Raw genomic sequence first — 15118 nt, 5'->3', positions numbered from 1 at the left:
TTTAATGGCTTAATTAGACAACTATTTAACGATTTCTAATTGACCTTCTGAATAACCCGTTGAGCGCCATTCAGGAACATACATAGATTCCACTTGAGGAACAGGAATGCTATACACACCCGGTGTCACTGCTCGTGCTAAGTAAACCAATGTAGTGGGTTTATATTGCTGAACTTCAACAGCGGCAACAAATCGATCATCACGATATTCCATATGACGAATTTGTGACTGCTGCATATCATCAATCATCTCTTGCAGATTAGGTGCTGATTCACTGAGGTTTGCACTGCTATTCGCCAGATTTTGATTTTCTAACTCTAAACCTGCTGGTAACAAATCAACCACCAGTGCATCAGGAACAGCTTGAGTTGCATTGACATCCAACTTCACCACGACCATTTCACCGCTTCTTAATCTATCCAGTGTAATGGGGTTACCCTTCATATCATAGTAACTACGCATGACACTTAATACATTCGACATCGGTTTTGGTGAACTTTGCGGATAACCGACAACGTTTAAGCGTGTATACAAGGTATTTGTGCCACTATTTTCGATACTATAACCATTTTGGATTTGCGCTTTGGTTAAAAATTCGCTGATAGGTTTATCAGAAACCATTGGCGGCTCTTGACCATTGATTAACGCTTTCCATGGTTCTTCTGTCTCATTAACATAATAGCGACCCGCTAAATAAAGGGCGTTGCTTTCCTGTGTTGAGAAATAACGCTGCGACGTTAGGTTATTCGATAATGTTTGCAGTTTTTGATCGCGAGATTTCGGCATCAAATTGTATTCGTTGAGTAATGCCACAATCATGGCATCATCACGAATAATTGAGCCGTAATCACCCACATAGCTATAACGCCCACGTTGTTTTTTCATGCCATCAATAATGGCACTTTCACCACGTGCTTTATCGCCCATCAAATTAAGTGCGACGCCTAATTGCACTAACGGTAAACCACTGGTGGCATTACTGCTTTGACCATAAAGCTGACGCAGTGCGCCTAATGGTGCTTTTTGTTGTGTTGCTAAGACCAAACCTGCATAAGCTTGTGTCGCAAAACGCGCCCCGGCTTGGTTATCCGTATACGGATAATTAATTTGGTTAGCATCTTGCAAGTAACTCAGTAAGCGCGTATTGGCATTATTGATTGCATCTTGTGGAACCGTAAAGCCTCGCTGATTGGCTTTATTCAAGAAATCAGCGGCATAAGCGGTTAACCAGAACTCTTCACGACCATTTCTATCCCATAAAGAGAAACCACCATCCCCACGTTGCATACTTAATAAGTGCGGGATCCCCACTTCGATAGCTTTATGACGATCTGCATCTGTTTGCGTGTTAATCCCAAGTTTTTTCAACTCTGCTTGGGTTGAGAATAGGGATGGATATAATCCACTGATCGTTTGCTCAAGACAGCCGTATGGATAAGCAAATAATTCTCTGATATAACGCGAAATTTGCAATGGCGGACGGCTGGTTAATAGTACTTGGCCTTCTATCGTATCCGGCTGCAATCCCGCAATTTGGTTAACAGGTAGTGACCATGATGTTCCCGGCTCAATTGCGGTAGCAAAAGAGATTGTTTCAGCAGGTTGAGCAGGACGAACCCCGACTTTCCAACTGTTATTGTACTCTTTTTCCACTTCACCTTTAACTTGTACGCCGTTAATGGTCATCGATACCTCTCCTTCACCAAAGCCATAATCTGCTTTAACCGGTAGAGTTAAGGTTGTACGTTTACCTTTTTGTAGCTCAACTTCACGACTCGTCACACCATCAAGTTTGACCATGCCTGTCGCTTTAAAGTTAACGGTTACATTTTGCGTATTGTCGGTCATGTTGGTCAGATCAAGGGCAAAATAGGACTTATCCCCCCCCGCCATAAAGCGTGGCATTGACATTTGAGTCACTAACGGTGCTGCAACAACCACTTTACTGTCTGCATGACCAAAGTCTTTTTCATTCCAAGCTTGTGCCATCAAACGCAATTCACCATTAAAATCAGGAATTGCTAAGGTGATTTCGCCTTCACCATTTTTATCTAAAGTCACTGGCTGTGCTTGCTGCGCAATGATTTGTACTTCAGTCAGTGGCTTCATCCCGCCACGTTCTAATGCGGCATCTTCACTATCACCACCAAAACGTAAATTGGCTATCTTGCCTTGCCCTTCAATCAAATGCCCATAAACATCATATTGGTCAACGCTATAACGTTTACGACCAAAAAAGGCATCATACGGATCCGGGGTTTTAAAATCAGTGATATTCAATACACCAGTATCGACCGCAGAAAGTAATACATTCACTTTTTCAGGTAATGGTTTACCCTCTTGTGAAGTCGCCTTAATTTTCACAGTCAGGTCTTGGTTTGGACGCATTTTGTTTGGTGAGGTTAATGCCAAAGCAATTTTACGGTTTTCATCCGCTATTGGCAGATGTAACACCCCTACCGCACGTTTTACTATCGCTTCTTTTGAATCATCCCCCGGTCGCACAACCACTGTAGAGAGATATAAATCATGCCGAGCCCACTCTTTATTAACAGGAATTTCAACATCTAAGCCTTTTTCAGGCACATCAATTTCCTGCCACCATAACGGCCCATTACTTGACTCCAGCAGAATATAACCTTTACCTGCTTTCGGTGATTCGATATGTACTTTTGCTTTTTCACCCGGTAAATAAGCCGGTTTGTTCAAGCTTAATTTGACTTGATCAGGGCGAACAGATCCGCTCCCGCCAGTATTATCTTGCCATGAGTATCCCGCCCAGAACTGAATACTGGTGACTAATTGATTTTCTGGGTTTAAAACTTCTAAACGAAATGAGCCCCAATCCACAGGGAAAGAAATTTTTGCCGTACCGTCTTTAGCAATGGCAATATTTTCATTTGCCATAACCAAATCTTTTTGATCATAGTTTGATGACCAACCACTGCTTTCAGACCAACTCCAATAGTAGTCTCGACGCTCGTACACTAAGCGCGCAGTTAAATTTTCAGCCGCTAATTTATTACCGGCTGCATCCGCCATGACCAATTCGAATTCAGCTAATGAATTTGAATCCACATTATGACGTTTCACATAACGGTCTGTGCGGTAGTCATACATTTCTTTTTTGGCAAATAATGGGCGAATACCCACCAGTTTATCGGCTGGCCAAATAGCTTGTTCAGCACGACGCGTGACCGGACGACCACCTGCCTCTAAAAGACTGGCTTGCAGTACAGCAGAAATAGGTGAGCGCGTTGATTCCCAATTGCTTTTAGGCAATGAAATCACCGTTTCGCCATTATCATTCAGCGTTAAATCAAATTCATCCAGTTTACGTGGTAAACCTTCTTCACTGACTAAGCCAAATTCAAAACCCGGTAATTTAGCCACCGCTTCACGGTTAGCCTTAAGCAAGACTTGGCCTTGCAATTCATTACTTGCCGCTGGTGCACCGTATAAGTAGCGACCTTTAATATCGAAATCAACGGATTCGGTATTTAAAATAGGTTTGTCGCTAGAGGTAATATCCAACGCCATGCGCTCAGGCATGAAATCTTCAACATTAAACTTGTAGTAACGTTGCGGCGAGCCATCTCCTAAATCAAAACGCAGTGACCAACCACCGGTTTCGGCATTTTTAGGAATTTCAAATTGATATTGATATAAACCATCTTGATTTTCTTGCGGTTGCCAAACAAAACTTCTAACCACCTGCCCATCTGTTTTTAATACATCCACTTTAACGGGCTGAGTTTTAACGGGATTACCATCACCATCACGCAGCAAACCATTTACCAATAATAATTCACCTGGTCGATAAAGGTCGCGAGGGCCAAAGACAAAGAACTGTTTTGCAAAACCTGCAGGGCCTGAAATATCAAATTCGGATAAATCGAGTGCGGGCTGCGTGAGGTCAATCATACTGGTTTGCCCTTCATGGGTTGCCAGTAATAATTTTCCACCCGCTAATTTATCCAGTTGTGCATGACCATCGCCATCGGTTGTGCCTTTAGTGACCAATTGCCCTTTCTCATCGAGAATACGCAGCTCAACCCCTTTAATCGCCGAACCTTTCGCCAATGATTGCGTGAAAATATCGACTCGGTCTTGATAGCTGTGTAATGAAACCCCGATATCACTGAGGGTAAATACGGTTGCAGGGAATTGATAACTGTAGCTACCCGCCTTTTCCATAATGGCTAAATAGACGCCATCTTGTTGTAATTCTTTAATGTCTTTAAGGGGTAATAGCACCGTTTGGCGAGTGTTTTTATCTGGGTTCAGGTCAAAACGCCCGGTATAGGCCAGTTCAACTTTGTCGAGAAACTCTTCGGAATACCAATATTCGTAATTACTACGGTATTGCCAAGTGGCTAAAAATTGCGGAAGCTGTTTTTCATCAACACGGAAGAAATTTACATCCACCTTGTCTACATTGAGGGCGATAACCGGCAAGCCTTGCGCTACCTTGCTTGGCAGCAAAGAGCCTTTACTCGCAAAACCGACTGTTGGAATAATTTGTGCTGTTTGGAATTTTTTATCAAAACTTGCCGCGATGGTACGTTCATTCACAGCCTTAATACCCGGCGTGACCGATAAATTTAATTCTTTTGATGGAGGTAAGTGGCGAAAGCGCAGTTCCAGTTGATTATCAGAAAGCTCCCAATCACCGTCCAGCTTGCCTGATTTCACATCAACCAAATTTAAAAATTGACCAAAATTTTGATTAGGTTCAATTGGAACAGAGAATGTAACCACCATGGCACTTGCGCCATCAAGTTGCAGCTCAGAAGCATCCAAAATTTCGAGATCTTTCCCTGCGTATTTTTTCACCATTTCTTCAGTGGAAAGCTTAGGTACTGCTTTCTTTTGTTCTGCAATAGGCGCTGTTTTGGTTTGATTTTCAGCAGTTGTCGAGGTGACTTTGGTCTCTTTTTCGGTTGTCTCTTCTGTATTATCACAACCTGCTAGCGCTAGAACAGACGCTAAGGCTAATGCAATATAACGCTTTTTAGTTCTTAGACCCGCCAATGAAGCCCAACTTGATTGTTGATTCATTACCGTCCCATCCTTTAATTAGTTAAAATTATTATGTTCGTTCAGCTCAAACCGGCAGTTTGAACCTTTAAGGAAATATCAATATACGTAATTACCAATGTTACATAATTTAACAGAATGGAATAAAAACACCTATCAGACAAAACGGAAAAAAGAAAGGTTGGCAAAAAGAGAATTAAAGTGGGATTTTTTATAAATAGAAAGTCGAATATCAGTTTAATTAATTAGCAATATTTCATTTGCGAGTGGGAAAACATATTTCCCCACTAAACAGACAACTTTAACGATGGCCCATATCATTAGGTATTTTTTATTGGGATCGTGTCACGTAAAAAACTGCCTAAGCGACGCTGATAGAATGGGGCAACATGCTGAGTAATGAAATGACTCACCCCTTTTTCTTCTTCATTAACTAAGCAAAAATCAATAGATTCTTCATCATCTAAATATTCACAAGCCAAAGTTCCTGCCTCATGGATAATCGATTCAATATTTTCTGCGCCTGCAACAAATTCTAGCGCTACCATTAATATCGTGCTTTCTTCCCCTTCATCCTCCTCCACCGCCGAAACAATAAAGGCACGTCGAAGCACTTTGTGTTGCTTAAAGAATTCACTCAGTGCTGACGTTAATTCTTTTGGCTCCTCATCTAACACACTTAATTTAAATGCTGAACCTTCTGGCACAGTTAGCTCGGAATATTCTACGTTACTTTCTGAATCTGGTTTTTTATTATTCGACTGCTGCGACATTACCTATCCCCTACATAGTTAAAAACGTATCGGCTTATTATACCCTTAATTTATCTCAGGTAAAAAAGAGGCACGAAAAGTCAATTTTCCGTGCCTTGATTGCAAATAAAAATAAATTATTTTGCTTTATTAACCAATAAATTGGCGATAGTTCTCACACCAATACCGGTTGCACCTTCAGCCCAAAGACTAACTGGCGATTTACGGTAAGTAGCTGAACAGTCAATATGTACCCAATTTTGGCGATAGTTTTCAACAAAATATGATAGGAATGCGGCGGCTGTACTTGCACCTGCGGTATGAGATGGCGCAGCAATATTATTTAAATCCGCAAAACCTGATGGTAATTGTTGGCGATGGAATTCGGCTAAAGGCAGACGCCAGAACAATTCATATTCTGCATCTGAAGAAGCCATTAATTCAGAGACTAATTTATCGTCATAGCTCAATACTGAATGATAATCCCCCCCTACCGCCGTTTTCGCCGCACCCGTTAATGTTGCTGCATCAATAATCAGTGTCGGTTTCTCTTTGCTCGCATCAATCAAACCATCTGCCAGCACTAAACGACCTTCTGCATCGGTATTCATAATTTCGACCGACTTACCATTACGGTAACGAATAATATCGCCTAATTTAAATGCATTACTGCTCACCATGTTGTCAGCCATACACAGGAACATTTTCACACGTTTTTGCAGACCACGCGTAATAGCAAGTGCTAATGAGCCTGCCAATGTAGCAGCGCCACCCATATCTGCTTTCATTGAATTCATTGATGAAGATGGCTTAATGCTGTAACCACCTGAATCAAAAGTAATCCCTTTACCCACTAAGCAAGCAAATGCCGGTGCGTTTGGGTTAGCCCCTGGATTATAATCTATCGCAAGGAAGACGGGGGGACGGCTAGAACCACGACCCACTGCATGAATACCTGCATAACCTTGTTCTGCAAGATCATCGCCTTTAATAATACGGTAGCTGATATCTTCAGCACCCACGGTACACAATAAATCAATCGCTCTTTTCGCTAATTGCTCTGGGCCAATTTCTTCTGCTGGCGCATTAATCACGTCCCGAACCCAATCAATAGTACGGATACGGTTTTCTAATTCTTTACGTTGTTCTTCTGGTAAAACAGGCCATTCAATGGTTCTAGCGCCTTTCGGTGCACGAAAGCCTTGCCAAAATGCCCAGCTTTTTTCTAAGTCCCAACCTTCACCGGCCAGCGCGACATTGCGAATACCTTGACCATCAATTTTACGGCCTGCACTTTGTACTGCACACAATTTGCCCGGATGTTTTAGGTGGATAGTCATGCCTTGTTCGCCAGAGCTTAATAATGCGCCTTCACCCCAACAAGGTGCTGCTGGCTCACAAGAAATCATTACTGGCATAATTTGTTTTGTCATTATTTCTCTCACTTTGTCTATTTTTACCAACAGTCAAAAGCCCATGTTTCTGTCGGCAGATGCTAATACCTTAACTGATAAATAACACCAAAGGTATCAATATAGTGCTGATATCCAATAAAAAACCGGACTCTGTTTTAACAGTAGCCCGGCCTATATTATTCTTGATTGCTATTCAAACTCATCCAACCAAACCAATAAAATCGCTTCTAAAATCTTTTCGTTGGATTTTTTCGGGTCATCGTCAAATTCTTCTAAATCACAAATCCATTGGTGCATATCGGTAAAACGCACGGTTTTAGGATCGACATCAGGAAACGCATCATATAACGCTTCACCGATTTCACGGCTGTTAGACCATTTTAAGCTCATATTTATCCCCTTCCTATCCACAAGATAGCGAAGCGCTTAGTGTTCGCGAGCATGATTAATCGTATATTTTGGAATTTCGATAACCAGATCTTCATCTGTGACAACCGCTTGGCAACTTAACCGGCTCTCGGGTTCAAGACCCCAGGCTTTATCCAGCATGTCATCTTCTAATTCCGTACTTTCTTCTAGCGAATCAAACCCTTCTCGCACAATACAATGGCAAGTTGTGCAGGCACATGATTTTTCACATGCATGCTCGATTTCAATTCCACTGCGTAGTGCAACATTTAAAATCGACTCCCCTTCTTGTGCTTCAACAACAGCACCGTCTGGGCATAGATGACTATGAGGTAAAAAAACTATTTTAGGCATAATTATATCTCATCCACAGAATGGCCTGACAACGCTTGGCGAATAGAGGAATCCATTCGACGCGCAGCAAACTCCTGCGATTGCTTATCCAGTTGTTTAATGGCATTTTCAATTGCGATTGAGTCAATACCTTCAACCGCTTTAATTAATACTTCGACTGCATTATCGATTTCTGACGCTTCTGTAGGCGTCAGTAAATGTGCATCTTGCTCTAATGCACTGGTCAAACTTTCAAGCACTCTCGCCGCTTCAACTTTTTGCTCCGCAAGGCGGCGCGCATTTAAGTCATCTTGCGCATTAGTCATTGAATCTTTAATCATGGTTGAAATTTCAGTATCAGTCAGACCATAAGATGGCTTAACTTGAATCGAGGCTTCTACGCCAGTCGATTTTTCCATTGCACTGACACTCAATAACCCATCAGCATCAACTTGGAATGTGACACGAATATGTGCCCCGCCGGCAGCCATTGCCGGAATATCACGTAAGGTAAAACGCGCCAGCGAGCGGCAATCCGATACCATTTCACGTTCACCTTGTACAACGTGGACGCTCATAGCCGTTTGCCCGTCTTTAAATGTGGTAAATTCTTGGGCTCGTGCAACAGGAATGGTGGTATTGCGAGGGATAACTTTTTCAACTAACCCCCCCATGGTTTCTAACCCAAGAGACAGTGGGATCACATCCAATAGCAGCATGTCACTATCCGGTTTATTACCCACTAAAATATCCGCTTGGATAGCGGCGCCGATAGCGACTACTTTGTCTGGATCGATCGAGGTGAGTGGTGCTCGACCAAAAAATTCACCCACTTTTTCTCTGACTAATGGCACGCGAGTCGACCCGCCCACCATCACCACATTTAGAACGTCTTCAGCTTCGACTTCTGCATCTTTCAATGCGCGGCGACATGCCATCAATGTACGTTTGATATGTGTTTCAATCAAAGATTCAAATTGTTCACGGGTTATTTCCCCTTGCCAATTTGGCAATGAAATTGAAGCTTGGCAGGACTCACTCAGGGTAATTTTTGCTTCGGTAGCCATATTCAATAATTGGCGATTAAGCTGATGATTACCTTTTATTGATAAACTCGCTTGCTCGGCAATCCACTGGGCTAAGACTTGGTCAAAATCATCTCCGCCGAGAGCCGTATCGCCCCCCGTAGCAAGAACTTCAAACACACCACGGCTTAAACGTAGGATAGAAACATCAAATGTCCCACCGCCTAAATCGTATACGGCAATAACCCCTTCTTGCCCTGAATCGAGACCATAAGCAATCGCCGCTGCTGTTGGTTCATTCAGTAAACGAAGTACATGTAACCCCGCTAAACGCGCTGCGTCTTTAGTACCTTGACGCTGAGCATCATCAAAATAGGCCGGTACAGTGATCACCACACCGTCCATCACACCACCCAAGGTTTCTTCTGCTCTTTTTGCTAATGTTTTTAATATGTCAGATGAAACTTGAATGGGATCGACTTGACCTGCAGCGGTTTGAATAAATGGCAAACCATTTTCACTCTCAGTGAAATCATAAGGCAATTCTGGGTAGCGTTTTTGAATATCGGCGAGCGAACGCCCCATCATTCTTTTCACTGAGATCACTGTATTTACTGGATCTTGCTCTGCTAATTGTTTAGCTTCCCAACCAATTTGTTTGCTGTCTACTTGATAATTAACAATTGAAGGCAGTAAATAGCGGCCATGGTTATCAGGCAATACTGCGGCTTCACCACTTCGTACTGTGGCGATTAAAGAGTGAGTCGTTCCAAGGTCAATACCCGCGGCTAATTTACGTTGATGTGGCGCAGCGGTCATTCCAGGTTCACTGATTTGTAATAGCATAATCGTTTTCTCTTAAAAATCGTCCAGTAACTGTTCTTCGATCTGCCCAGCCTGTTGCTGTAACTTGTCGAGAAAACGCAATTTACGCACTGTATCTGCCGCTTGCTCCCATTGCATGGCATCAAGCTGAGTGACCATCAAGGCACTGCGTGTCTGCTGCATCTGTTTGACATTTTTCATAAATACAGTCAGGCGATCGAGCGCTTCTGGGCTATTTTCGATATTATCAAGCTCCTCACGCAACTCTAATTGCTCCATCAAAAATACCGTATCATGCATTGTGTGTTGCTCATTATTAATGTCGATACCTTGGCGCAACAGCATATATTCGGCACGTTTAAGCGGATGACGAAGAGCTTGATAGGCTGCATTGATGGTCGCAGCATGTTGAAGTGTTTGCAATTTTTCCTGCTCTGAACAGGTAGCAAAACGATCGGGATGGTACTGACGCTGTAAATCCTGATAGCGAAGTGTTAGCTGTTCGTTATCAATCGCATATGTGGGCGTTAACCCAAAAAGAGTAAAGTAATCCATAAGTGCTCAGTTTCTCGAACCGGTTACCTATACCCCTACTGATTAACCTATTAGCGACGATTAATCTACGTAGGTGTATTGATTGGAAATTATTTTGATAAGAAGAGATTATACGTGAAAACTTTCACCACATCCGCATTCACTATCAACGTTAGGGTTATTAAATTTAAACCCTTCGTTTAAGCCTTCTTTGACAAAATCCAACTCAGTACCGTCAAGATAAACAATACTTTTACCATCGACGATAACTTTTACACCTTTATCTTCGAAAACTGTGTCTTCTTCATTGATGATATCGGCAAACTCAAGAACATAAGCCATACCAGAACAACCCGAAGTTCTTACACCCAAACGCAAGCCTTCACCTTTGCCACGATTGTGTAAAAAAGATTGAATACGTTGCGCTGCACTTTCTGTAAGAGAAATAGACATTGCGAACCTCACATTAAAAACAAGTAAGGCAGATGCTATTGATTTAGTAGCATCCGCCTTCAAATTAAAACTATACCTATCAGTTACAAAGTTGCGTATTTTTATTTTTTATCGTATCGACGCTAGCAACCCTTGCAAACCGGTATTAAAGCATTATTTGCTTTGGCGTTTGCTTTTATAATCTGCAATAGCAGCTTTAATTGCATCTTCCGCTAAAATTGAACAGTGAATTTTCACTGGTGGCAACTCTAACTCTTCTGCAATGGCTGTATTTTTGATTGATTCAGCTTCGTCTAAGCTTTTGCCTTTCATCCACTCAGTAACCAGCGAGCTTGATGCAATTGCTGAGCCGCAGCCATACGTTTTAAAACGCGCATCTTCGATAATACCGTCATCATTTACTTTAATCTGTAACTTCATGACATCACCACAAGCAGGCGCGCCTACCATTCCACTACCGACACTTGGGTCACTGTTGTCAAATGAGCCCACGTTGCGTGGATTTTCATAATGATCGATAACTTTTTCACTGTAAGCCATTTTTAAACTCCTGAAACCGTCTGATTAATGGTGAGACCATTCGATGCTGTTAAGATCTACGCCTTCTTTGAACATATCCCATAAAGGAGACAGTTCGCGTAAATGGCCAATTGCGCCATGAATCATTTTGATTGCATAGTCAATTTCTTCTTCGGTGGTAAAACGACCCAAAGAAAAGCGGATTGAGCTGTGTGCTAGCTCATCGTTCATCCCTAAAGCACGAAGTACATAAGAAGGTTCTAGGCTGGCAGAAGTACAAGCAGAGCCTGAAGATACCGCCAAATCTTTTAGTGACATCATCAATGATTCACCTTCAACATAGTTGAAGCTGACGTTCAGAATATGCGGCGCACCGTTTTCTAAATCACCATTGAGGTAAACTTCTTCGATATCTTTAATGCCATTCCATAAACGCAAACGTAACCCACGTAAACGTTCAGATTCTTCAGCCATTTCCACTTTTGCGATACGATAAGCTTCACCCATGCCGACGATCTGGTGAACAGGTAATGTTCCTGAACGCATACCGCGCTCATGGCCGCCACCGTGTTGCTGTGCTTCAATGCGAATACGAGGCTTACGGCGCACATACAAAGCACCGATACCCATAGGGCCATACAATTTATGTGCAGAAAATGACATGAGGTCAACTTTTAATGAAGGTAAATCAATAGGTAGTTTGCCCACACTTTGTGTTGCATCAACGTGGAAAATAATTCCGCGGCTGCGACATAATTCGCCAATCGCTTCAATATCCTGAACAACACCGATTTCATTATTCACATGCATAATAGAAACGAGGATTGTTTCTTCACGCATTGCGGCTTCTAGCTCTTTCATATCAATGATACCGTTGCTTTGAGGTGCCAAATATGTCACTTCAAAACCTTCGCGCTCTAATTGGCGACAAGTATCAAGAACCGCTTTATGTTCTGTTTTACACGTAATAATGTGGTTGCCTTTCTTTTTATAGAAATTAGCCGCACCTTTAATCGCTAAGTTATCAGATTCCGTTGCCCCTGATGTAAATACGATTTCACGTGGATCAGCATTTACTAATTCTGCGATCTGGTTACGTGCAATATCAACGGCTTCTTCTGCTTGCCAACCGAAACGGTGGGAACGAGAAGCTGGGTTACCAAAAACCCCATCCATCGTTAGGCATTGCATCATTTTTTCAGCTACGCGAGGATCAACCGGCGTTGTCGCTGAATAATCAAGATAAATTGGTAATTTCATTGCTCACATACTCCAAAGGACAAGACATCTTTGCCTTTAATTTTTAAAGATACAAATGGTGGAATTTGTCTGTTAGTGCAATTTCTCACCATTTCCTGTATCAACTGCAATTTTTTAATATTTTATAAAGCTTAAATCTAAATAAATTTTGCTTAATCAAGCACGTACATTGATAATTGATTCTGGCGAAATACCATTTGGCACAGTTTTACGCTTTTCATTATCTTGTCTGTCAGCGACAACCATCACTTCTTGATTTTTAACCAGCTCATCAAGGCTGATACTACTAAGAAAATCAGAAATTCTATCACTCAAATCACGCCACAATGCATGTGTTAAGCAGCGATCGCCATTTTGGCAACCTTCTTTATTGCCTTGACAACGCGTTGCATCGACTGATTCATCAACCGCAGCAATTACTTCAGCAACAAAAATTTGGTCTGGACCTCGACCTAGTAGATAGCCGCCACCGGGGCCACGAACACTAGAAACGAGCTCATTTTTGCGTAAACGAGAGAACAGTTGCTCAAGATAAGAGAGGGAAATCCCCTGACGTTCAGAAATGTCAGCTAAAGGTACTGGACCTGTCTGAGAGTGTAACGCAACATCTAACATCGCAGTTACTGCATAACGCCCTTTGGAAGTGAGTCTCATAACGTAATACTCCATGGTAAAATATGTGCTAATTGTGTCATTCCCGACTAATTTAGTCAACTATTTACCTGACTAATTTACTCAAGTATTATTCACGGGTTTTTACCTTGGATTTAACCTCACTTTTTCGCCCATTTTTCCATTGATGTTAAGATACCCCGCAGGATATGTAACTCTTGGGTTTCTATATGAGCACGGGTAAATAAGCGACGTAATTTGCTCATGATCAAACCTGGATGCGCTTTACGAATGAAGCCTGACTCATTTAATACGCTTTCCAAATGTACATAGAAACGTTCAACATCTTCAGATGGTGGATATTCTACCTCATCAACTTCTGATAACACGGCATTTTTTTCATCCATCGCTAAATAAGCCATACGGATTTCGTAGCTAGCTAATTGCACAGCCATTGCTAAGTTTAATGAGCCATATTCAGGATTGGTAGGAATATAAAGGTGATATTGGCATTTTTGTAATTCTTCATTGGTCAGCCCCACTCGTTCGCGACCAAAAACAATAGCCACGGGTGATTCTTTGGCTTGATTAACCGCTTTGACACCACACTCTCTCGGCTCAACCATTGGCCACGATAATGTACGGGAGCGAGCACTTGTTCCGATAACTAATTTACAACCCTCTAAGGCTTCATCGAGGGTATTAACAATCGTCGCATTGCCGATAACATCACTGGCGCCGGCAGAAAGTGCAATTGAGTGAGAATCTGGTTGAACTAGCGGATTAACTAAATACAGATTTGAAAGCCCCATGGTTTTCATAGCTCGGGCAGTAGAGCCCATATTGCCAGTGTGTGAGGTTTCAACAAGAACGATACGAATATTATCTAGCATGGTTTACACATTATGATGAAAAAATTATCGCGATAGTTTAACACAAAATTGCTTATTGTGACGAACATCTATATAATCCGCGCACTCTAGTTTTTCGTTCTTTAACATTCCAGTGGAAAAAGCCCATGCATCCGATGCTTAACATCGCCATACGTGCCGCACGTAAGGCCGGTAATCTCATAGCTAAACACTATGAAACGCCTCAAAACATTGAAGTAACTAAAAAAGGTACCAACGATTTTGTTACCAACATTGACCGAGAATCAGAGCGATTAATTATTGAAGTCATTCGTAAATCTTACCCAGACCACACTATCATCACAGAAGAAAGTGGTGAATTACTCGGTAAAGATGACGATATTCAATGGGTAATAGATCCACTGGATGGCACCACCAATTTCATAAGACGCCTCCCTCATTTTGCTGTCTCTATCGCTGTACGCCTTAAAGGCCGTACAGAAGTCGCTGTCGTTTATGACCCAATGCGTAATGAATTATTTACAGCTACACGTGGTCAAGGCGCTCAACTTAACGGCTTCCGGTTGCGTGTTGCAGATGCAAAAAACATTGAAGGAACGATCATCGCCACGGGTTTTCCTTTCAAACAAAAACAACACGCAACTGCATACATGAATATCATGAGCAAACTGTTTGTTGAATGCGCAGATTTCCGCCGTACAGGATCCGCAGCTTTGGATTTATGTTACGTTGCCGCTGGCCGTGTTGATGCTTACTATGAAATTGGCTTAAAACCTTGGGATTTCTTAGGCGGTGAGCTGATTGCTCGTGAGTCTGGTGCGATTGTCACTGACTTCGTTGGTAATCATAACTATCTAGCTTCTGGTAACCTAGTTGCAGGTAACCCTCGCGTGGTTAAAGATATTCTTGCAACCATGCGTGATGACTTGTCTGAAGCATTAAAGCGTTAATTTAAGTCTCTATTGTTTAGATTTAATTTAAACAATTTGTCAGTAGCCCTGTTGTTAAAGGCTACTGACAAGATAAAGCACCACCGTCTTATTCCTCTACTTCCTTTACTCTCAGAAAAT

13 protein-coding genes are annotated in these 15118 nt (G+C 42.1%); 1 reads left to right on the top strand and 12 read right to left on the bottom strand.

The window, feature by feature from the left end:
- Positions 1-21: 21 nt before the first annotated feature.
- The 12 genes from M998_RS17560 to trmJ form a co-directional block, all read right to left on the bottom strand.
- A complete protein-coding gene (locus M998_RS17560) occupies positions 22-5061 on the bottom strand; it encodes an alpha-2-macroglobulin family protein (protein ID WP_068910078.1) in 5040 nt (1679 codons plus the stop codon).
- A gap of 299 nt (positions 5062-5360) precedes the next feature.
- Complete coding sequence (locus tag M998_RS17555; RefSeq protein WP_068910076.1) at positions 5361-5813, bottom strand: enhanced serine sensitivity protein SseB C-terminal domain-containing protein; 453 nt, start codon at positions 5811-5813, stop codon at positions 5361-5363.
- 116 nt (positions 5814-5929) lie between these two features.
- Entirely contained in the window at positions 5930-7225 is a 1296-nt protein-coding gene (pepB, locus tag M998_RS17550) for an aminopeptidase PepB (protein WP_068910075.1), read from the bottom strand.
- Positions 7226-7396: 171 nt separating this feature from the next.
- Entirely contained in the window at positions 7397-7597 is a 201-nt protein-coding gene (gene iscX, locus M998_RS17545; RefSeq protein WP_068910073.1) for a Fe-S cluster assembly protein IscX, read from the bottom strand.
- Between the two features lie 36 nt (positions 7598-7633).
- Positions 7634-7969 carry an ISC system 2Fe-2S type ferredoxin gene (gene fdx / locus M998_RS17540; protein ID WP_068445247.1) on the bottom strand — a complete coding sequence of 112 codons (336 nt, stop codon included), beginning with the start codon at positions 7967-7969 and terminating at the stop codon, positions 7634-7636.
- A gap of 2 nt (positions 7970-7971) precedes the next feature.
- Positions 7972-9822 (bottom strand): Fe-S protein assembly chaperone HscA, encoded by a 1851-nt coding sequence (hscA, locus tag M998_RS17535; RefSeq protein ID WP_068910072.1) that lies wholly within the window; start codon positions 9820-9822, stop codon positions 7972-7974.
- Positions 9823-9831: 9 nt separating this feature from the next.
- Positions 9832-10353 (bottom strand): co-chaperone HscB, encoded by a 522-nt coding sequence (gene hscB, locus M998_RS17530; RefSeq protein WP_068910071.1) that lies wholly within the window; start codon positions 10351-10353, stop codon positions 9832-9834.
- A 108-nt stretch (positions 10354-10461) separates the two neighbouring features.
- The gene (gene iscA, locus M998_RS17525; protein WP_068445253.1) at positions 10462-10785 is read right to left on the bottom strand and encodes an iron-sulfur cluster assembly protein IscA; all 324 of its coding nucleotides are present in this window, start codon (positions 10783-10785) and stop codon (positions 10462-10464) included.
- 153 nt (positions 10786-10938) lie between these two features.
- A complete protein-coding gene (iscU, locus tag M998_RS17520) occupies positions 10939-11325 on the bottom strand; it encodes a Fe-S cluster assembly scaffold IscU (RefSeq protein WP_004264914.1) in 387 nt (128 codons plus the stop codon).
- 24 nt (positions 11326-11349) lie between these two features.
- Positions 11350-12564 carry an IscS subfamily cysteine desulfurase gene (locus M998_RS17515; RefSeq protein ID WP_068910069.1) on the bottom strand — a complete coding sequence of 405 codons (1215 nt, stop codon included), beginning with the start codon at positions 12562-12564 and terminating at the stop codon, positions 11350-11352.
- A 156-nt stretch (positions 12565-12720) separates the two neighbouring features.
- On the bottom strand, positions 12721-13218 hold the full coding sequence (gene iscR / locus M998_RS17510) for a Fe-S cluster assembly transcriptional regulator IscR (RefSeq protein WP_068445257.1): 498 nt from the start codon (positions 13216-13218) through the stop codon (positions 12721-12723).
- Positions 13219-13337: 119 nt separating this feature from the next.
- The gene (gene trmJ, locus M998_RS17505) at positions 13338-14069 is read right to left on the bottom strand and encodes a tRNA (cytosine(32)/uridine(32)-2'-O)-methyltransferase TrmJ (protein WP_068445259.1); all 732 of its coding nucleotides are present in this window, start codon (positions 14067-14069) and stop codon (positions 13338-13340) included.
- A gap of 125 nt (positions 14070-14194) precedes the next feature.
- Between trmJ and suhB the strand changes: the two genes are divergently transcribed.
- Positions 14195-14998: an inositol-1-monophosphatase gene (suhB, locus tag M998_RS17500; RefSeq protein WP_068445261.1), complete on the top strand. Its 804-nt coding sequence runs from the start codon at positions 14195-14197 to the stop codon at positions 14996-14998.
- Positions 14999-15118 lie beyond the last annotated feature (120 nt).

It is taken from the genome of Providencia heimbachae ATCC 35613 (assembly GCF_001655055.1).
Classification (GTDB): Bacteria; Pseudomonadota; Gammaproteobacteria; order Enterobacterales; family Enterobacteriaceae; genus Providencia; species Providencia heimbachae.
Note: the sequence above shows the minus strand (reverse complement) of the source record. Positions and strands in the feature narration are given on the sequence as shown.

Excerpts from the sequence above, each read along its gene's own strand:
- iscA (WP_068445253.1), bottom strand. The coding sequence starts at position 10,785 with ATGTCTATTTCTCTTACAGAAAGTGCAGCGCAACGTATTCAATCTTTT.
- trmJ (WP_068445259.1), bottom strand. The coding sequence starts at position 14,069 with ATGCTAGATAATATTCGTATCGTTCTTGTTGAAACCTCACACACTGGC.
- iscX (WP_068910073.1), bottom strand. The coding sequence starts at position 7,597 with ATGAGCTTAAAATGGTCTAACAGCCGTGAAATCGGTGAAGCGTTATAT.
- M998_RS17555 (WP_068910076.1), bottom strand. The coding sequence starts at position 5,813 with ATGTCGCAGCAGTCGAATAATAAAAAACCAGATTCAGAAAGTAACGTA.
- iscR (WP_068445257.1), bottom strand. The coding sequence starts at position 13,218 with ATGAGACTCACTTCCAAAGGGCGTTATGCAGTAACTGCGATGTTAGAT.
- suhB (WP_068445261.1), top strand. The coding sequence starts at position 14,195 with ATGCATCCGATGCTTAACATCGCCATACGTGCCGCACGTAAGGCCGGT.
- M998_RS17515 (WP_068910069.1), bottom strand. The coding sequence starts at position 12,564 with ATGAAATTACCAATTTATCTTGATTATTCAGCGACAACGCCGGTTGAT.
- hscB (WP_068910071.1), bottom strand. The coding sequence starts at position 10,353 with ATGGATTACTTTACTCTTTTTGGGTTAACGCCCACATATGCGATTGAT.
- iscU (WP_004264914.1), bottom strand. The coding sequence starts at position 11,325 with ATGGCTTACAGTGAAAAAGTTATCGATCATTATGAAAATCCACGCAAC.
- fdx (WP_068445247.1), bottom strand. The coding sequence starts at position 7,969 with ATGCCTAAAATAGTTTTTTTACCTCATAGTCATCTATGCCCAGACGGT.
- pepB (WP_068910075.1), bottom strand. The coding sequence starts at position 7,225 with ATGACAAAACAAATTATGCCAGTAATGATTTCTTGTGAGCCAGCAGCA.
- M998_RS17560 (WP_068910078.1), bottom strand. The coding sequence starts at position 5,061 with ATGAATCAACAATCAAGTTGGGCTTCATTGGCGGGTCTAAGAACTAAA.